17 protein-coding genes are annotated in these 19229 nt (G+C 27.2%); 10 read left to right on the top strand and 7 right to left on the bottom strand.

Going from position 1 to position 19229, the window contains the following annotated elements; genetic code table 11:
* The first annotated feature begins 186 nt into the window (after nucleotides 1–186).
* Both ychF and R4I97_RS09745 read left to right on the top strand, forming a co-directional pair.
* Nucleotides 187–1287 (top strand): redox-regulated ATPase YchF, encoded by a 1101-nt coding sequence (gene ychF, locus R4I97_RS09740; RefSeq protein WP_157146442.1) that lies wholly within the window; start codon nucleotides 187–189, stop codon nucleotides 1285–1287.
* A gap of 81 nt (nucleotides 1288–1368) precedes the next feature.
* The gene (locus R4I97_RS09745) at nucleotides 1369–2625 is read left to right on the top strand and encodes a chloride channel protein (protein WP_335784847.1); all 1257 of its coding nucleotides are present in this window, start codon (nucleotides 1369–1371) and stop codon (nucleotides 2623–2625) included.
* A gap of 92 nt (nucleotides 2626–2717) precedes the next feature.
* Here the strand turns inward: R4I97_RS09745 and R4I97_RS09750 are convergent, their stop codons facing one another.
* Nucleotides 2718–3917 (bottom strand): dicarboxylate/amino acid:cation symporter, encoded by a 1200-nt coding sequence (locus R4I97_RS09750; protein WP_335784848.1) that lies wholly within the window; start codon nucleotides 3915–3917, stop codon nucleotides 2718–2720.
* A gap of 186 nt (nucleotides 3918–4103) precedes the next feature.
* Here R4I97_RS09750 and R4I97_RS09755 point away from each other — a divergent pair, with 186 nt between their 5' ends.
* From R4I97_RS09755 to R4I97_RS09785, 7 genes are all read left to right on the top strand, one after another.
* Nucleotides 4104–5375 (top strand): serine dehydratase subunit alpha family protein, encoded by a 1272-nt coding sequence (locus R4I97_RS09755; RefSeq protein ID WP_335784849.1) that lies wholly within the window; start codon nucleotides 4104–4106, stop codon nucleotides 5373–5375.
* 79 nt (nucleotides 5376–5454) lie between these two features.
* Complete coding sequence (locus R4I97_RS09760; protein WP_335784850.1) at nucleotides 5455–6297, top strand: hypothetical protein; 843 nt, start codon at nucleotides 5455–5457, stop codon at nucleotides 6295–6297.
* Nucleotides 6257–7075 carry a hypothetical protein gene (locus tag R4I97_RS09765; RefSeq protein WP_335784851.1) on the top strand — a complete coding sequence of 273 codons (819 nt, stop codon included), beginning with the start codon at nucleotides 6257–6259 and terminating at the stop codon, nucleotides 7073–7075. Before R4I97_RS09760 ends, R4I97_RS09765 begins: the two co-directional genes overlap by 41 nt.
* Nucleotide 7076: 1 nt before the next feature.
* Nucleotides 7077–7517, top strand: coding sequence for a DUF721 domain-containing protein (locus R4I97_RS09770; protein ID WP_335784852.1), 441 nt, complete (start codon nucleotides 7077–7079; stop codon nucleotides 7515–7517).
* 8 nt (nucleotides 7518–7525) lie between these two features.
* Complete coding sequence (locus R4I97_RS09775; protein ID WP_335784853.1) at nucleotides 7526–8395, top strand: RNA polymerase subunit sigma; 870 nt, start codon at nucleotides 7526–7528, stop codon at nucleotides 8393–8395.
* Nucleotides 8392–8892, top strand: coding sequence for a hypothetical protein (locus R4I97_RS09780; protein ID WP_335784854.1), 501 nt, complete (start codon nucleotides 8392–8394; stop codon nucleotides 8890–8892). The genes R4I97_RS09775 and R4I97_RS09780 overlap by 4 nt, the downstream gene beginning before the upstream one ends.
* Nucleotides 8893–9120: 228 nt before the next feature.
* Nucleotides 9121–9669, top strand: a complete 549-nt coding sequence (locus tag R4I97_RS09785) for a DNA-3-methyladenine glycosylase I (protein ID WP_335784855.1) — start codon at nucleotides 9121–9123, stop codon at nucleotides 9667–9669.
* Between the two features lie 22 nt (nucleotides 9670–9691).
* On the opposite strand, the gene R4I97_RS09790 is transcribed toward R4I97_RS09785, so the two are convergent.
* The 3 genes from R4I97_RS09790 to R4I97_RS09800 form a co-directional block, all read right to left on the bottom strand.
* Nucleotides 9692–11362 carry a Na/Pi cotransporter family protein gene (locus tag R4I97_RS09790; RefSeq protein ID WP_335784856.1) on the bottom strand — a complete coding sequence of 557 codons (1671 nt, stop codon included), beginning with the start codon at nucleotides 11360–11362 and terminating at the stop codon, nucleotides 9692–9694.
* Between the two features lie 25 nt (nucleotides 11363–11387).
* Nucleotides 11388–13223: a methyl-accepting chemotaxis protein gene (locus tag R4I97_RS09795; protein ID WP_335784857.1), complete on the bottom strand. Its 1836-nt coding sequence runs from the start codon at nucleotides 13221–13223 to the stop codon at nucleotides 11388–11390.
* Between the two features lie 185 nt (nucleotides 13224–13408).
* Nucleotides 13409–13951: a hypothetical protein gene (locus tag R4I97_RS09800; protein WP_335784858.1), complete on the bottom strand. Its 543-nt coding sequence runs from the start codon at nucleotides 13949–13951 to the stop codon at nucleotides 13409–13411.
* Nucleotides 13952–14114: 163 nt separating this feature from the next.
* On the opposite strand from R4I97_RS09800, the gene R4I97_RS09805 reads away from it, so the two are divergent.
* A complete protein-coding gene (locus R4I97_RS09805; protein ID WP_335784859.1) occupies nucleotides 14115–15089 on the top strand; it encodes an aldo/keto reductase in 975 nt (324 codons plus the stop codon).
* Between the two features lie 128 nt (nucleotides 15090–15217).
* On the opposite strand, the gene flcA is transcribed toward R4I97_RS09805, so the two are convergent.
* The 3 genes from flcA to R4I97_RS09820 all read right to left on the bottom strand — a co-directional run bounded on the left by flcA (nucleotide 15218) and on the right by R4I97_RS09820 (nucleotide 19222).
* Nucleotides 15218–18394 carry a periplasmic flagellar collar protein FlcA gene (gene flcA / locus R4I97_RS09810; protein WP_335784860.1) on the bottom strand — a complete coding sequence of 1059 codons (3177 nt, stop codon included), beginning with the start codon at nucleotides 18392–18394 and terminating at the stop codon, nucleotides 15218–15220.
* Between the two features lie 100 nt (nucleotides 18395–18494).
* Nucleotides 18495–18902, bottom strand: coding sequence for a F0F1 ATP synthase subunit epsilon (locus tag R4I97_RS09815; RefSeq protein WP_335784861.1), 408 nt, complete (start codon nucleotides 18900–18902; stop codon nucleotides 18495–18497).
* Between the two features lie 11 nt (nucleotides 18903–18913).
* A complete protein-coding gene (locus R4I97_RS09820; RefSeq protein WP_335784862.1) occupies nucleotides 18914–19222 on the bottom strand; it encodes a hypothetical protein in 309 nt (102 codons plus the stop codon).
* Nucleotides 19223–19229 lie beyond the last annotated feature (7 nt).

Genomic DNA, 19229 nt, shown 5'->3' on the forward strand with positions numbered 1-19229 from the left:
ATATGTAAACATTTTATGTATGTTTTTTATTCTAATAAGTAAATATTTTATAATTTAAAATTTATAAAAATTACTACAATTATAATCTTTTATATGCTTGTTATTAATATTTTTTAATATATAATACTATAGAAAATAATTCAGTTTTTCAATTTTTTTAATAAATTAATTTAAGGAAATAATAATATGGCTTTATCTATAGGAATTGTAGGACTTCCAAACGTAGGAAAATCAACACTTTTTAATGCACTAACAAATGCTCATGCAGAGGCAGCTAATTATCCGTTTTGTACTATAGATAAAAATGAAGCCACTGCCATAATAAAAGATGAAAGAGTAGATAAATTAGCAAATCTTTTTAAATCAAAAAAGAAAGTTTATAACACTACTACATTTGTTGATATAGCAGGACTTGTAAAGGGAGCTTCTAAAGGGGAGGGGCTTGGCAACAAATTCCTTTCACATATTAGAGAAGTTAATGCTGTGCTTCATGTTGTGAGAGTATTTGAAGATGGAAACATTACTCATATAGGAGAAGTTGATCCATTAAGAGATTTAGACATTATATTAACAGAGCTTATGCTTGCAGACATTGAAACGCTTAATGCAAGAATGGAAAGACAAAAAAAGGTTGCTAAAGGAAGCAAAGCAAAAGCAGTAGAAGAAGAGATTGCATTGCTTGAAAAAATACTTCCAGAGTTAAACAATTTTAAGCCAATATTTAGTTTAGATTTAACTGATTCAGAAAAAGATATATTAAAACCATTATTTTTATTAACATCAAAAAGCATGATGATAGGGGCTAACTTATCAGAAAATGAATTAGCTAACCCAGAAAAAAATTCTCATTATGTAACACTTCAAAATTATGCCAAAGAAAGAAATATAGAGCTTATACCTTTCAGTGCTAAAATAGAAGCAGACTTACAGGATTTGGATGAAGAGGAGAGATTAAGTTATTTAGCAGATTTAGGAGTTAAAGAATCTGGAGTAGAGAGATTAACTAAAGCAGGACATAAATTATTAAAGCTTTTAACATTCCTTACTTCTGGAGAAGATGAAACAAGGGCTTGGACTGTGAGAGAAGGTGCTTATGCTCCAGAGGCTGCTGGGGTTATACACAGTGATTTTGAGAGGGGATTTATTAGTGCTGAGGTTATTAACTGTGATAAACTTTTGGAGCTTGGAAGTTTTGTTAAGGCTAAAGAGGCTGGTGCTATTAGGCTTGAGGGAAAGCAGTATCTTATGCAAGAGGGTGATGTTGTAACTTTTAGGTTCAATGTTTAATTTTCTTTATATAAGACTTTAAAGAATTTAATTCCAAATAAAAAATAAGATATGAAATAAGAATATCAAAAAAATAATAAAATGAAACCGAATTTTGAAGCTAAATATATCAAATTATATGTACTTTCATCGTTTATAGGTGCTACAGTTGGTTTTATAGTGTCTTTTTATAGAATGATATTATATAGACTAAGCATTAATGTTTTTTATGTTTCAAATTTTATTCTTAGCAAATGGTATTATCCTATAATAATGTTTATAGTTTTAATTTCTCTTGGTTCTCTTATAGGGCTTATATTAAGGCATTATCCTCAAATAAGAGGTGCAGGAGTTCCTCAAATAAATTATTACCTATCTCTTAATGAACCTAAAAATATTGTTGTTGAAATAATATTAAAACTTTTTGGAAGTATGATATCTTTTGCAAGCGGACTTTCACTCGGTAGGGCTGGTCCTTCTATGCATATAGGCACACTTGTTGGGCTTTTTTATCATAAACATTTTTACACTCATATATCTAAATATAGAAGATATCTTATAATAGCCGGTGCTTGTGCTGGTATGACAGCTACTTTTAGTGCACCATTTACAGGAATTGCTTTCTCTTTTGAAGAGCTTAAAGAAAATAAAAATCATATAGTTTTTGTTTGTATAGCACTCTCTTCAATATTTTCTATACTTGTAATAGAGCATATTTTAGGTCAATCTATGATACTTAATTTTAATTTGCCAAGAATACTTGAAGTAAGACATTATATATCTTTACTTCCTTTGGGTTTAATATGCGGACTTCTTGCTTCTTTTCAAAATATACTTATGAATACATTTAGTAAATTTTATCAGAATATTAAAAATGACATACTTCGTCCCGTGCCTGCTTTTATAACTGCGGGTATTATGATAATGTTTTTTCCTTATGTATTAGGAAGCGGAGATTTGCTTATAGGTAGTATAGTAATGGATAAATTTCCTATATATATGTTATTTATTCTTATATTTGTTAAGCTTTTTTATACATCAGTATGTTCTACATCTGGGGCTGTGGGGGGAGTATTTTTTCCTACTTTTATTCTTGGCTCTTCTATAGGTTCTTTGTATGATATTTTTTTGGTGCATTATTTTCCAGAATATGCTATGTATGGAGATTTGTTTATAGTTTTAGGTATTACTTCTATGATGTCTGGTATTACAAGAACGCCTATAATGGTATGCATATTAATATTAGAGATATCAAGTTCCGTTTCAAATTTTGTTGCCCTTATGATAGTCGCTATAATATCGTATATGGTAGCTAAAGTTCTTGGAGTAACTTCTATATATGATTTCAAAGAAGATTAAAGAACATTAAATAAATAATAGTTAATTAAATAAAAGATAATAAAAAAGCCGCCTAAAAATAATAGACGGCTATAATTTTTTTAGTTATATATTTAAGCTTTTACAACTTTCTTTTTATATATTGTATCCACTATAACACCTAAAGCATTATCACCAGATACATTGCAAGCTGTACCAAATGAGTCTTGAGTGATGTATAAAGCAACCATTATAGCACATAAAGGACTATCTGGAGCACCTAATCCTACCATATAAAGGAAAGGTAAAGCAGTCATTATAGAACCCCCAGGAGCACCAGGAGAAGCTATCATAGCTATACCAAGCATAGCAATAAACGGCAATACGGTAGTATAAGAAATAGGTATTTTATTCATTAAACATACTGCTGTGGCACATGCTGTAATTGTAATCATAGAACCTGCCATGTGAATATTAGCACAAAGAGGTACTACGAAATTTCTTATTTGTTCAGATATTCCATCTTTTTCAGCACATTGTAAATTAACAGGTATAGTAGCAGCAGAAGATTGTGTACCTAAAGCAGTGGCATATCCTGCAATTTGGTTTTTCATGAGCATAAAAGGATTTTTCTTTCCTATAGAGCCAGATACTAAGAAAGCTATTAAAAGATATATTAAATGCATAATAATAACTACTAAGAATACTTTCCATAATATTCCTAATATTACAAAAGTTTTTCCAGATCTTGTCATATCAACAAAAGTACCGCAAATATAAAGAGGAAGTAAAGGAATTATAGATACGCGTAAAACTTTATCAATAATAGTAGATAATTCTTTGAAAACATGATATAGATAATCTCCTATTTCTTTGCCCCTCATAGCAGATATTCCAAGCCCTATTATAAATGCAAATAAAACAGCAGCCAAAGTATCTAATAGAGGAGTTACCGTTATAGATAAATAAGGAGCAACAGAATTACCAGCAGCATCAGCAATTCTCTGAATATCATCAGCACTCATGAAACTAGGAAATAAATTGTAAGCAACTAAAAATGATGCAGAACCAGCAATCAGTGTTGAACCATAAGCTAATGCACATGTTACAAGCAATAAGAATCCCGAGCCTTCTTTTAAATCGGCTATACCCATAGATACATAAGAAACTATCATCAAAGGTATTACAAATTTTAGATAAGAACTAAATATACCAGATGCAGTTACTATGATTCTTGGTATTACTTCCGGCATAAATTGCTGCCCAAAAAATATACCAAGCAAAATTCCAATAATTAGCCTAGGCACTAATCCAAGTTTAAATTTTTTTTCCATCTTTCCTCCTTAAAAAATAAAAAAATGGTTATAATTACTAATATATACAAAAATCACAATAAGTAAATATAAAATCACATTTTTTACATTTAATAACTATAAACAGTAATAATATAAATAACATATTGATTTTAATATAAAACTATATATACTTTATAGTTGTATAAAAAATTGGAGAATAAAATAATGGATAAAAATCTGTATGATAACTATATTAACATTTTAAAAGAAGAGCTTGTGCCTGCTTTAGGGTGTACTGAGCCTATAGCAATAGCTTTTGCTGGGGCTAAGGTAAGAGAGGTCTTAGGCGATATGCCAGAGTCGGTTGTAGTGAAATGCAGCGGAAATATTATTAAAAATGTTAAAGGGGTTACAGTTCCCAATTCTAATGGTTTAAAAGGAATTGATGTTGCAGCTGTTTTAGGAATAGTTGGAGGAGATGCTAGTAAAAATCTTGAGGTGTTAAGCGATATTAAACAAGATGATATTGATAATACAAAAAAGCTGCTCAAAACAGATTTTTGTAAATGTGAGCTTATAGAAAATGTTGAAAACCTATATATTATCATAGAAGCTAAAAATAAAAAATCCAATGCGGTAGTCGAAATAAGAAATGGACATACTAATATTACAAAAATAATTAAAGATGGTAAAGAAATTTTTAAATCTGATGATAATTCCTCTTTAAATTCTAATACAGACAGAGAATCTCTAACAGTTAAAGATATATATGCTTTTGCTAATGAAGTAAAAATTGAGGATATAAAAGATGTAATATCAAGACAAATAGATATGAATACAGCTATATCCAAAGAAGGTATGAGTAATGAATATGGGGCTTCTATTGGAAAAACATTATTAAAATATTATGGAGAAGATGATATAAGAAACAAGGCTAAAGCTTATGCTTCTGCTGGTTCTGATGCTCGTATGGGAGGCTGTGCTATGCCTGTAGTTACTAATTCTGGAAGCGGCAATCAGGGGATTACTGCTTCTATTCCTGTAATAGAATATGCATCACATTTAAAAGTATCTGAAGAAAAATTATACAGAGCTTTAGTTTTATCAAACTTAATAGCCATTTTACAAAAGAAACATATAGGTAAATTATCGGCTTTTTGCGGGGTTGTATGCGCTGCTACTGGCGCTGCTTCTGGTATTGCTTATTTGCATGATGCTACATACAAAGAAATATCTGATACTATAATTAATGCTTTATGTACTATAGGCGGAATGGTTTGCGATGGTGCTAAATCTTCTTGCGCTTCAAAGATTGCTGAGGCTATTGATTGCGGAATACTTGCTTTTAATATGGCGAGAGATGGAAAAGTGTTTAAATCTGGGGACGGGCTTGTAAAAGATGATGTGGAGGCTACTATTGACAGTATAGGCAGAATGGCTAAAGATGGCATGAAAGCTACGGATGTTGAAATACTTAATATTATGATAGAAAAATAATTTCCTTTTGTTGTTTATTTATTTTTTAAATATAGTATAATATATGAATTATTTATAATTAAATTTTAGGGGGCGTGGTATGCCTGGTTTAAGTGATAAAGAAATTAATGCAACTTTAGCTAAAATTAGAAAAGATTATGCTGAGGGAGCTGAAAAGTATGGTGCTAGAATATATAATGTTGATTCTTTTAATAATAGGTATAGAGAAGCTTTAGAAAATAGGCAGGATTTGTCTAGTTTTTTATTATTGGAAATTAAAATATTAGAAGATATTAAAAAAACTTTAATGCAAAAAGAAGAAGATGCTCAGAGAAAAAAAGCTGAAGAAGAGAAGGCAAAAGAAAACTCTTTCATGAAGAAAGTTGATAATATGATAGAGAAATTTAGAAATGCCGTAGAAAAATATCCGGAAGCAAAATTGCATGAAAAAGCTGATTATGAACTTCAGCATTTATATGGTGCTTTTAAAGAGTTATATGAATGTTTTTCTGTTGTAAGGTATTTTTCAAGCGGACCTGCTAGCGATTATATAGTAGAAACTGCTTTAAAAGATTATGATAACAAATTTCAAAGGTTTGTTACTCCTATAGGAGAGAGGGGCATTCCTGAAATGTTTAGCGATTATGTGTATGCTTTAGATAAAGGGGATAACTCTAGCAGATTTGAACAATTCATATTGAAAGAGGCTGGTTTTTTATTACATTCTTTTATTGATAAGATGAATGCTATTAAAATGATGGTTTTAAAAAATAGCTTTGACAATAATATTATATTACCGGAATCTCTTAGCTCTCAATCTCCGAGAGTATATTCTTTCTTTAAAGGAAAAAACAAAGAAGATATTTATAATGCCACTATAGCTTATGCTTCTGCTATGATTAATGATTTTAGGTTGCAAAGTTTTAGAAAAGATGAAAATTAAAATATTTATTTTATTTTTAGTTTTTTTTAGCTTAAGTTTTACCTATGACACTTCTAACATTAATAATGCATATAGATTTTATCAAGCTAAAAATTATAAGAAAGCTGCAGAGCTATTAGAATATGAGATTAAAACTACACCGATACTAAAAATTGAATATTATGAAATGCTTGCTAATTCATATATGTATATGAAAGATTACAGCAATATGCTTAGAGTAGCAAGAGATGGTATTGTAGTTAATAGATTTTCTCATAAACTTTATTTTCAAAAGGGGTATGCTTTATATAAATTGGGGAAAACTAATGAGGCTATTGGCCCAGTAAGACATTCTCTTATATTAAATCCCGATGATGCTTATATGAATAATTTCTTAGGATTATTGTATCTTTATACTGAAGATTATAAATTGGCTGAGGCGGCTTTTTTGAAGGCTAATATATATAGTACTAATAATGTTGTGTATATGATTAATTTAGCAGCTACTTATGAAAGAGATAAAAATTATGTGTCTGCTTTAAAGATTTATGAAGAGGTTTATAGCATAGATAAAACTTATAGAAATGTGGCTGAGTCTATAAACCGAGTTAAAAATTATTTAGGATATACAAACGAAGATATTAAAGTTGTTAATACTGTAGAAACTGCTCATAATGAGGATACAGAAGTTAATTCAATAGAGCCTATAGAAAATACAAATCAAGTTGTTACGAATAATATATATTCAACTAATACTGTTAATAATACTAATAATATAGTAAATACTACCAATCAATAATATGAAAGAGATTATAGATATATTAAATGAATATTCAAATAAGAAAAATAGTAATTTATATTCATATTTAAAAATTGCAAATAAGTGGAATATAATTATGGGGGATGTTTTATCTAAAATATGTTACCCTTCATTTTTTAGAAATGGTATTTTAACTGTTAATGTTATAGATAGTGTATGGGCTAATGAGATCGCTATGAATAAAATAAAAATATTCAATAATATAAAAAATGAAACTAACATTGTAGTTTATAATCTTATTACAAGGATAGATGATATTAATAATAATAATTTTGAAAATAATATTAAAAAAAACTATATAAAAAAAACTATTACTGAAGAGCATAAAAGATGGGCAGATGAAACTATAAAAGAATCTAATATAGAAGATGAGAAAATGCGAGAGAAGTTTTATAATGTTTTACTTGAGACAGAGGATTAAAAACTAAAATGTTTCTTATTGATGATGAGTATATAAAAAAAAGTATATCAGTTTATAAATCCACTAAAAGTGCAATTACATTAAAAGAGATTAATGAACATTTATCGAGATACATTTATAATTATCCGAGAAAGGCTTTTGGTATTAATCATGAAAGTGCTTTAGATTTTTATTGCTACTATATGGAGAGAATAGAAAATATTATACTAAAATATAATGAAACCGAAGTGAAGTTTATTACTTGGTTTACTTATACACTAAGAAATAGTTATTTAAATTATGTCGATTATAAAAAAAGAAAAGATAAATATAGTAATGTAGAAGAGATTTCTATAGATGCACCGCTTTGTAATAGAGAGGCTTATACTTTACATGATGTATTATATGATACAAAAACTTATTCTTTAAATGATTATATAGATAATACTGATGATATAGAAAGTATTAGTTTGAAGATGTTTGATTATATAGAGAGTAATTTTAATGAGAGAGATTCTCTAACATTTTTTATGCATAATTTAGAGTTGTTTATAAATCTTGTATCAAAACCATTAATGAATTATTTTAACATTTCTTATGAAGAGGCATATTCTATTATTGAAAAAGCAAGAGCTACTTATATACATAAATATAATGATATAATAAAACTTCAAGATTCTATAGCAAATATTAATTTACAGATAGCAGAAAATAATAGAAAAGGAATTTTTACTATACATTTGGCTAGCAAAAAACAACAGAGAATAAAAAAATTGCAGTCTATTAAAATTACTGTTAGCTATGAGTTTTTATCTAAACTTTTTGATATTACGGTTAATGCTGTTACAAAGATTATAAAAAAGATAAAAAATCAATTAAAGGAAAGTTTTAAGCTATGAATAATAATAATGTTCAGAAATATGAAGAAGATATTATAAGATATGTAAGCGGCTTAGAAGTGTCAAAAGAGTTTTTATCATTACTTGAAAACGATATTAATATTCAAAATAGAGTTAATAGTTTGAGGTTTGATTTATTTGTAATGGAGAATATAGAAGACTCTGATATGTTTGAGAAATCTATTAATAAGGCTTCTATTAAAATAAAAAATGGTATTATTGATAGCTTTAATTATTTTTCTATACTAACTCCGCTTTTAAGTAGGGGAGAGGAGAATACTGAAAAAAGCTATATTTATAAGAACATAGAAATAAGCAAATACGAAAACGAATATTATTTAAATATTAGAGATATAAAAAAATATTGCATAATACATAAAAACAAAGAGGAGATAGTTAATATTTTTGGGGATAAGGATAGTTATGAATTAAAATTAGATAATGGGAATTATAATATAAAAACAGATTATTATGAATGTGATATAAATATAGAATAAGTGAAAGAGATAGTTTTTTACAATTTTTAGTTTTTTATAAATATAAAAATTTAATTATGTTTTAATAGAATATATATTGAATATAAGATAATACCCAAATTTTAGTTAAAAAATGCAGCCTTTTTGCTTCTTTGTGGCAACAAAAGAAGTAGGGGGGCGGGGACTAGTACCCGAAATCAATAAAACATAAAAATTAAATTTTTAGTGTTATACAAACTGGATTATAAAATGAAAAAAATATGCAAATGGGCTAAAACCGATATAGAAATAAAATATCATAATGATGAATGGTGTAAGGTTTGTCATGATGAAATAAAATTATTTGAAATGCTTATACTTGAGAATATGCAGGCTGGTTTAAGTTGGAGATGCGTTTTAAATAAAAGAGAAGCTATGAGAGAAGCTTTTGACAATTTCGATTATAAAAAAATATCTAATTACGATGAAAAAAAAATTGCATCTCTTTTAGAAAATAAAGCTATTATTAGAAACAAAAGAAAAATAGATGCTATGATAATAAATGCCAAGAAATTTATAGAAGTTCAAAAAGAGTTTGGAAGCTTCGATAAATATATATGGCGTTTTACAAATAATGAAGTTGTGTATAATAAACTAAATTATGATGATGCACTTCCTGCAGAAAATGAACTTTCAAAAACAGTAAGCAAAGATTTAATAAAAAGAGGCTTTAAGTTTGTAGGGAGCATTATAATATACAGCTATTTAGAGGCTATAGGTATTATTAATGACCATTATATAGATTGTCCTTTTAAATAATATTTTTTAAGCTGTAATTTTATTATTTATCTTTTCCAGTAATAGCCTCTACTATATTAACCAAATTTGAAATAGAGCGGTTAAAATAAACAAGCACATCACCATATAAATGAGCGTTTAATGCTGGTATTAAAGATTTATCAACATTATCATAATGCCTTTGTCTTGCTTCATAGTAGAAATCTTTTATTTGATGATATTTTTCCATCGCTTCTTCATAAGTTTTTTCTTTGTTTATAGAATAATTGTTAAGTATGAGAGTTGATAAATAATCTATAAATTCTTTATTGTTATGAAGCATTTGAAGTATATCTTTTCTCTGTATTTCATTAAATAAAGTTTTTTTCTCATTTCCTTTAATAATAGCCTTCCCTAAATCTTTTAAATTATCGCCTAAATTTTCGTAGTATGTACTAATATTAATTAAAGAGGCTATATCAGCAGAATTTAGGGTGCTTTTTCCAAGAAGTTTAAGTAAGAATGTATGTATCTCATTATCTGTGTTATCGAGCATTTTTTCATGGTCTCGGATTTTATTAAGAAGTTTTTCACTTGGATTTTCAAATAGCTGCTCTATTCTTGACAACATCTTTTGAGCAATTTCTCCCATATATGCAACTTCTTTTCTTACTTCTATCTCAGCAGAAATAGGCATATGCAAAAGTCTGTCAGATAATAAACTAATATGTTTTTCTCCGTCTTTATCTTTAATAATGAAGCAAACAATATATTCTAATTTGTCTGTGAGAAAGAAAAATACTATAACGTTTACTATATTAAAAATGGTGTGAGCTGCAGCTATATAGAAAGATATATTAACATAATTATCATTAACAATTAAATCAGGTCCTCCTGATACCATAAATCCAACTATAAAATCAACAAGTTTAAGATAGTATGGGAATAGGAAGAACATATAAAATACGCCGAATATGTTGAATAAACAATGCACTAAAGCAGCTCTTTTAGCATTAATAGAAGCACCTATTGTAGCAAGTACAGCAGTTATAGTAGTACCAATGTTTTGACCAAGTATCAAAGCAACAGCAGTAGGGTAGTCAATCAAACCAACAGTAGCAAGCGAAATAGTAACACCCAAAGCAGCACTGCTTGATTGTATTATAGCTGTTACAACAGTTCCTATTAATACGCAAATAAATCTTCCTTGAAGGGTGTAAGCGTTTGCCATTAAAAACAAGTTTTTAAAATTTTCAGAATCTCTTACGCCCTCAAAAGCCATTTTCATTAAGATAAGTCCATAGAATATCATACCAAAGCCCATTAATATTTCACCGAAGAATTTTATCTTCCTGCTTTGGCTTGCAAATATTACTATAATAGCTCCTATACCCAAAGAAGGTAAAGCTAAAATATCTATATCTAATGAAATTATCCAACCCGTAACAGTAGTACCAATATTAGCACCTAATATAATATTGATAGCTTGAGATAAAGTTAATATGTTTGCATTAACAAAACTAACCGCCATTACAGTAACAGCACTGCTTGACTGTACTATAGCAGTAATTGAAAAACCAAGAGCTATACCTAATATTTTATTTTGAGTAACTTTATGAAGTATTTCTTTTAAAGTGTTTTCAGTACTTTCCTGAAGGCCGTCAGAAAACACTTTAAGTCCATACATAAAAAGCCCAAAACCGCCTACCAATGAAAAAAGCAAAGTGAGTATCATATTTCCTCTTTTATTAATTTATAACTCAAAATTTAAATTGTGAAACTTCTACAACAATATTTTGAGCTTTATCTAAAGCATTATTGCTGTTTATAGCACCCTGTTCAGCTATAGCCGAAGTTTCTTGAGTTATATTATTAAGCTCCGCTACTGCAGAGTTTATTTGTGATATACTTTCTTCCTCATTTGTAATAGCATTAGATATACCAACAAGCAAATTTGATACTTCATTAACAGATTTTTCTATTTGGTTTAATATATATGATGAAGCTTTTACTGAAGTGCTTCCAAGTTCAATTTTTCTAACAGTATCATTAATTATATCAGATATATCTTTAGCAGCATTAGCTACATTATTTGCCAAAGTTCTAACCTCATTAGCAACAACCGCAAACCCCTTACCTTGCTCTCCAGCACGCGCAGCTTCTACAGATGCATTCAATGCCAATATATTAGTTTGTAAAGCTATTGATTCAATTATTTTAGTTATATCAGAAACCTTTTTACTAGACTCTGCTATATCTTCCATGTTATGTGAAGTATCCTCTACAGCATCAACCCCTCTTTTTGTAGATTCAAATACTTCTTCACTCATTCTTTTAGCATTACCAGCACTGCTCGCTGTTTCTTTTAGTGAATCTGATACAGATTGTATGGAACTTGCTAATTCTTCTAATGCACTTGCCTGTGAATTAGCTCTGTCAGATAAATTAACACTAGCAGTTGTTATGGAATTAACTGAATTATTAATTTCATTTATAGAATTAGTTAGATTATATATTACTTTACCTAAAGTTTTTTGCATTTTATTTAATGCTCTTACTAATTCACCAGCCTGATCTTTTTTATTTAATTCTTTTTCATTAAATTTTATATCAAAATTACAATCAGACATTGTTTCTATTATTTTTACAGTGCTGTTTAATGTAGTAGATAAAGGTTTAGCTATTAAAATTACAAGTACAGCCTCTATTCCTATAAGAAGTATAAATACTACTACAATTAGTATGTAAAGCTTGTAGAACATTGCATTAAGTTCTCTTTTAGATATATCAGATACGAATATCCAATTTGTATCTTTTATTTTTGATGATACATGTGTGAACTTTGTATTAATAGATGTGAAAGTATTATTATTTAATATGTTATTTTTATTTTCTGTAAAGTTAGGGTTTGAGAATATATTATTTTTTAATATGCTATTTTTATCAGGGCTAAACAAATATAGTCCTGCATCATTGATTATATATATATTATATCCATATTTTTTGTTTTCGTTTATTGTAGCTTGTATAAATTTTTCAAAATCTATATCAAACCATAAAACTCCATATACTCTATTATTTTTATACACTGCTTTTGCGAAAGATGCTATAGTTTTATTGTTTTTCATATATGGTGTAGCAGTTATAATCTTATTGTTTGTCATAACGTCTTTGAACCATTGTGTCGATGTGGGGTTATAATTTCCTAATGGTTCGTTATTAGCATTTATATAAAAACCGCCTTCATTGTAAGGTATAATATCAGAATAAAATATATTAACTAAATAATTATTGTTTTTTAATACATTTTGAAATACTTCCAGAGCTTTATCATTATTGTCTTCTTTTTCTAAATATGCAGAAAGTACATTAATTTCAACTATTAAGTTTTCTACATTGTTTTCTAATATATTTTTTAATTTTATTGTATTATCTTGGCTGTTTGTCATGTATGTATTTCTATATTGCGGAGCATAAATAAAATATATAGCGATACATATTAGTATAATAAAAGTTATATATGGTATTAAAAATTTAAGTATTAGACTATTTTCTTTAAAAATATTCTTTATTATTTGCGATAACTTCTTGAACACATTAACCTCTAAAAATTTAAAAACATCTTTTTTATTATATTAATTAAATTGATTTTATGCAAGTATTTTATTTATAGTTCATATATTTATAGTAGATTGTAAAAATATGAACTATTGTTATATAATTACCTAATTTTATAATATTTTTATAAAAGCTATAATTATTAAATATGATAGCATTATTATTAATAGTATCTAAGCGATATACTTCCTCTTTTTATTGTAATACTTACAGTAGAATTATTTAATTTTAATGTTATATCATTCTTACTTCTATCTTTATCTTCTCCTATAGTCCATGCTCTATTTTGAGGCTCAAATAGTCCTACTTTTGCATTGCCAATTCTCTTTTTCTCTTCCAAAAATACTTGTACATCATAGTATTTTATTACTATACCATTATTTCCTTTTATAGTTTCTTCTGTAATTTTTAAAGGCGCTACTAATGAGGATTTTTTTACTTCATTTTCTGCCATGTTTTCTATATTATTATCATTTAATATATAATATTTTTTACCATTTATATTTATAGATTGTATTTCAGAATCTGCTCCATATTCTAATATTTCTGTTTTAGGCTCATTTTTTTTTGATATTTCTTCTACATTCTCATCAATATTTTTATTTTCTTCTTTTTTAGTTTCTGTATTATTATCTATTGTAGTTTCTACAGTTTTACATCCAATAGTAAATACAATGATAATAAAAGTAATTATCTTTTTGAACATTTATTTCTAACCTCCAAATATTATATATATAAATCATAAAATAGTTATTATTGTAAAAGATAACATTTACATTTTCGGTAAAATAGTAAAAATATGTTATTAATTATTTTAATTTACAATTTTTTAAAATATATTAAAATAGCAGATGAGGAGTTGTTAAATTATGAATAGATATGATAATATGATTTTTAACAGGTGCGGAAAAAGCGGTTTAAAATTACCTATAATATCTCTTGGTTTATGGCATAATTTTGGTGAGAATTGTGATTATAATAACATGAAAGATATTATAAATACTGCTTTTGATAATGGTATAACACATTTTGATTTAGCCAATAATTATGGTCCTCCGTATGGAGCTGCTGAAATTAATATGGGAAAAATTTTAAATGATGGTTTTAATAAATATAGAGATGAAATTATTATAAGCACTAAAGCAGGATATGATATGTGGGACGGACCTTATGGAGATTGGGGGAGTAAAAAATATTTAATAGCGAGCATTAATCAAAGCTTAAAAAGATTAAATATTGAGTATGTAGATATATTTTATCATCATAGAATGGATAGTGAAACTCCTCTTGAAGAGACTATGGAGGCATTAACTAGGATAGTAAAGAGCGGTAAGGCTTTATATGTTGGGCTTTCTAATTATGATGGAGCTACTATGGAGAGAGCTGCTAAAATATTAACTTATGCTAATGTGCCTTTTATAATTAATCAAAACAGATATTCTATATTCGATAGAACCATAGAAAATAATGGTCTTAAATTAAAATCCCAAAAATTATCAAAAGGTATAATAGCTTATAGTCCGCTTGCTCAGGGGTTGCTTACAGATAAATATATTGACGGCATACCTAATGACAGCAGAATGGCAGCAGACGGAAGATATTTAAAGAAAGATGCTATTACAAGAGATAGATTAAGACAGATAAAAGAACTTAATGATTTAGCTAAAGAGAGAGGAGATACTTTAGCACAGATGGCTTTGAGGTGGGTTTTAAAAGATGAGGATATTACAAGCGTTTTAATAGGAGCTTCAAAATCTAGTCAAATAGTAGAAAATTTAAAAATAATTAATAAAAATAATTTAACTGATGCTGAACTTAAAAAAATTGATGATATAACTTTATAAGTAGGGTAGAGAGTGTATAAATTAATAATTAAGAAAATTATATTATAAATATTATAAATATTATAAAAAGGCCTATGATATTTTTAAATAAAAAACATCATAGGCTTTACTATTATTTTATAAGAGTTTTAGTTTAAGTTAAACATAGTTTTCGGAATATAATCATCAATTATAACATTGTCTTTTAAATTTCTCTTGCTTTGTATAGCCATCATATTATATTTTGAAGCACCAATATTTTGATTATCTATAGTAACAGTTCTTTTTTCATTCATATCCAAATCTATATTAGATGTTCTCAACTGGTCAAAATATTCGCTAGCAATTACAAAGTTCTTAAAAGCCATCTGCTCATTTTCTATTTGGTTGCTTACAACAGAATTATAAGCATAAGATACTCCTATGTTGTTATGTAAACTAGCTAAGTAGCTAATAAACATAAAATCCTTCTCTGTACGCATTTCTAATTTGTCTCTTCTGCTCTCTAATGCTTTATTTAAAGCATTTCTATAAAAACCATTAGCTAAATTTGCTCTGTCCAAATGAAGAAGTGAATTACCTAAAGCATATGATACAATGCTGTTATCGGGGTTTTTGTAGAATAAATCATTAAAGCCCTGAAAAGCCAAATCATATTCTTCATCTAAATAATGTATCCAAGATAAATTATAAAGCAGCTGATCACTTCTTAAATCTGGAGCTAAATTATCATAAGCTATTTTGTAATGTTCTTTTGCCTTTTTATAATCATTATCCTGGTAAAAATATAAGTTAGCTAAATTAAAATTAGCATCTGGGTACAAGCTGTTTTTTTCTAATGCTAATTTAAAATTATTAATAGCACTTCCATACTCTTTTAAATTATAATATATTTGTCCAAGCATATTATATACATATTCTTCTCCAACATTATAAGGATTAGAACTATATATAGGCAATGCTGAGTTTATTAATATTTCTTTAGCTCTGTCATAGTGTTTTAATCTTGCTTCATAATCTGCATATCCTACAATAGATTCTAAATTATTTGTGTATTTTGATAATAACTTTTCAAACAATTTCCTTGCTCCATAGAAATCATCTTTATCTAATAAATATTTAGCTAATTTAGGATAAACCTCATCATCTATATATCCGCTTTTTAATCTATTTATATGATTTTGCAAATCTTTAACATCTTGATAATTATCCTGATATATTTTTATAAGCATTACTCTTTTTCTTGGTATAACATTATCACCAAACCTATTTATCATCTCTCTGTAATTTTCATAGGCATTATCATAATAATTAGGCTCTACTAAAGTTTTTGCTCTGCTTATCATAAGAACACCAAGATCATCATATATTCTTTTTAAATCTTTTTCTTTATCAGTATAAGACATTAAATTATTATATAAATCTTCACCGCTATCATAATCTTCTTTTGATAGTTCTTTTTCTCCCTTAGTTCTATAGTAGTATCCAAATAAAAGTCTCGTATCAATATTTCTAGGGTTAATGTCTACAGATGTTTCTAACTTTTTTAAAGCATAACTGAATGCAAATCTATCAGTATATTCTTTTGCATATTTATTATACCATTTTACTTTTTTAGGAGTTAATCTGTCACCCTTAGCGAAATTTCTCTCTGCCTCATCAAATTGGCTGCTATATATATTTTCTAATCCAGTTTTGAAATATTTGTTAGCTAAAACAGGTTTATATATAAATTGATATGAAAATAATACTATTCCAACAAATAATACTAAAAATATTGCTGCAATTCTTATTATTTTTGCATATTCTTTTAATGAGTTAGGTATAGGTATAATATCTAATAATCCACCCCTAGAATCTGAAATACTTAAACCTAATTCATTATTAATAAAATCTGTTATATATTCATTAGATTCTCCTTTTTCTAAAGCTTTTAATAGTTTTTGCATAGAATTTTTGGAGAGTTTTTCATTTAATATAGCATCTAAAACATGATGTCTAGTGATAGGGGATAATCTTTTTATATTGTCTATAACTTCATCATCATTTATATCTTTATCAACATCTTCATATTTTGATTCAGGTAAATTATCAGCAGAATCTGGAGAAGGTAAAGAGTTTTCTTCTTCTACTATTCGTACATTACCAGCAACATTTCCAACCATTAAGTTACTATCAGTATTTTCTATATCAGTTTCTTTATTTTCATTATCTAATACGTTATCTAAATCATCTAAATTGTCAGTATCTTCTTTTTTAGTGTTATTATCTTTACTGCTGTCGTCATCTAATATATTTTCTAAATCATCTAAATTGTCAGTATCTTCTTCTTTAGTGTTAGCATCTTTGCTGCTGTCGTCATCTAATATATTTTCTAAATCATCTAAATTGTCAGTATCTTCTTCTTTAGTGTCAGTATCTTTGCTGTCATCATCTAATATATTTTCTAAATCATCTAAATTGTCAGTATCTTCCTCTTTAGTGTCAGTATCTTTGCTGTCGTCATCTAATATATTTTCTAAATCATCTAAGTTGCTATTATTTTCATTGTTTTTATCAGCAATTTCTTCTTCTAATTCATCATCTAAATCTTCTATTCCAGGTAAATCGTCTATGCTAATATCTTCATCGTTATCAATTATATTTTCTTCTATAGCATTATCAACATCATCATAATCAGCCAAACTTTCAGGCATAGGTAAATCATCTAATATAGGAACATCTAAATTATTGGTGTCTAATTTGCCATTAGAATTACTAATTTCAGAATTAATCCTATTTTCTAATTCTTTGTCTTTAGGTAAATCCAAATTATCTAAATCTGTTTTTTCATCATCTTGACTTTCTAAATCATTAGGCAAACCTAAGTCATCTAAATCATCAACGCTTTCAGGTAAATCCAAATCATCTAAATCTGTTTTTTCATCATCTTGATTTTCTAAATTATCAGGCAAATCTAAGTCGTCTAAATCATCAACGCTTTCAGGCAAATCCAAATTATCTAAATCTGTTTTTTCATTATCTTGACTTTTTAAATCATCAGGCAAATCTAAGTCGTCTAAATCATCAACACTTTCAGGCAAATCCAAATTATCTAAATCTGTTTTTTCATCATCTTGACTTTTTAAGTCATCAGGCAAATCTAAGTTATCTAAATCATCTATAGACGGCATATCATTATTTTGATTAGAATTCGCCATATACTCATCTGTAAATACTGACTTAAAATTGTTATAGTCTTGTTGTGATAATTCTTTTGGAAGTTCTTTATTCCCTATTATAAAAGCTAAACTTCCTAATCTTTCTAAATCTTCGATTTTTGGCATATTCAATATCTGTAAACTGTATTCACATATTGATTATAGTAAAATATAAAAAATATGTCAACTTCATTATCGGTTAATAAATAAAAATCAATAGAATATTTTATTTACTTGCAATTTCTATTTGTTTTTTATACTTATCAATTTCTATATTATTTCTTCGTTTTTCTTCAGCATTAATAGTCATCTGTTTACTTAATTTGTCTATTTTTTCTTTTAATGATTCAACATCAATATCTTTTGGATATGTAGCTATTTTTACTAACACTGCTATCACATTTTGAGTTACTTCAGCAATACCCCCATCTACATACATATTTATTAACTTGTTTTCTTCATCATATATTCTAAGTTCTCCATACAATATACTTACAATATACGGACAGTGGTCTGCGTATATAGAAACATATCCATTTACAGATGGAATTTCTATATGTTCTATTTTTATAGATCTTAAAATAGGTCCTTCTTTAGTTATAACAGAGCATACTAATGTTTTTTTACTAGCCATATTTCTAAACCTTAAATTATTTTTTTATATTTTAAAACAATAATAAAAAATATCAATGATAATATAAATAAAATAAAAAATATAAAAGATACTATGAGTAGAAATTTTATAACAATTTTCAATGAGTTAATCTCTTCATTAAAATAAGAAATATATGAGTTCATTTTATTATCAATTTTTTCAAATATAAGCTTTTCTCTTTCATCTAATCTTTTATATATATTTTTAGCTTTATTTTCTAAGTTGTTGCCTTTAATAATATCGCCAACCATGTTTGCAGAAGACAAAACAGTAAGCACTATATTAATCCATTTCATCATATTTTTT

The organism is Brachyspira pilosicoli, from assembly GCF_036997485.1.
In the GTDB taxonomy this organism is placed as follows: domain Bacteria; phylum Spirochaetota; class Brachyspiria; order Brachyspirales; family Brachyspiraceae; genus Brachyspira; species Brachyspira pilosicoli_C.

Bases quoted from the DNA above. Each gene is read 5' to 3' on its own strand.
- ychF (WP_157146442.1), top strand. From the start codon at position 187: ATGGCTTTATCTATAGGAATTGTAGGACTTCCAAACGTAGGAAAATCA.
- R4I97_RS09745 (WP_335784847.1), top strand. From the start codon at position 1,369: ATGAAACCGAATTTTGAAGCTAAATATATCAAATTATATGTACTTTCA.
- R4I97_RS09750 (WP_335784848.1), bottom strand. From the start codon at position 3,917: ATGGAAAAAAAATTTAAACTTGGATTAGTGCCTAGGCTAATTATTGGA.
- R4I97_RS09755 (WP_335784849.1), top strand. From the start codon at position 4,104: ATGGATAAAAATCTGTATGATAACTATATTAACATTTTAAAAGAAGAG.
- R4I97_RS09760 (WP_335784850.1), top strand. From the start codon at position 5,455: ATGCCTGGTTTAAGTGATAAAGAAATTAATGCAACTTTAGCTAAAATT.
- R4I97_RS09765 (WP_335784851.1), top strand. From the start codon at position 6,257: ATGATTTTAGGTTGCAAAGTTTTAGAAAAGATGAAAATTAAAATATTT.
- R4I97_RS09770 (WP_335784852.1), top strand. From the start codon at position 7,077: ATGAAAGAGATTATAGATATATTAAATGAATATTCAAATAAGAAAAAT.
- R4I97_RS09775 (WP_335784853.1), top strand. From the start codon at position 7,526: ATGTTTCTTATTGATGATGAGTATATAAAAAAAAGTATATCAGTTTAT.
- R4I97_RS09780 (WP_335784854.1), top strand. From the start codon at position 8,392: ATGAATAATAATAATGTTCAGAAATATGAAGAAGATATTATAAGATAT.
- R4I97_RS09785 (WP_335784855.1), top strand. From the start codon at position 9,121: ATGAAAAAAATATGCAAATGGGCTAAAACCGATATAGAAATAAAATAT.
- R4I97_RS09790 (WP_335784856.1), bottom strand. From the start codon at position 11,362: ATGATACTCACTTTGCTTTTTTCATTGGTAGGCGGTTTTGGGCTTTTT.
- R4I97_RS09800 (WP_335784858.1), bottom strand. From the start codon at position 13,951: ATGTTCAAAAAGATAATTACTTTTATTATCATTGTATTTACTATTGGA.
- R4I97_RS09805 (WP_335784859.1), top strand. From the start codon at position 14,115: ATGAATAGATATGATAATATGATTTTTAACAGGTGCGGAAAAAGCGGT.
- flcA (WP_335784860.1), bottom strand. From the start codon at position 18,394: ATGCCAAAAATCGAAGATTTAGAAAGATTAGGAAGTTTAGCTTTTATA.
- R4I97_RS09815 (WP_335784861.1), bottom strand. From the start codon at position 18,902: ATGGCTAGTAAAAAAACATTAGTATGCTCTGTTATAACTAAAGAAGGA.
- R4I97_RS09820 (WP_335784862.1), bottom strand. From the start codon at position 19,222: ATGATGAAATGGATTAATATAGTGCTTACTGTTTTGTCTTCTGCAAAC.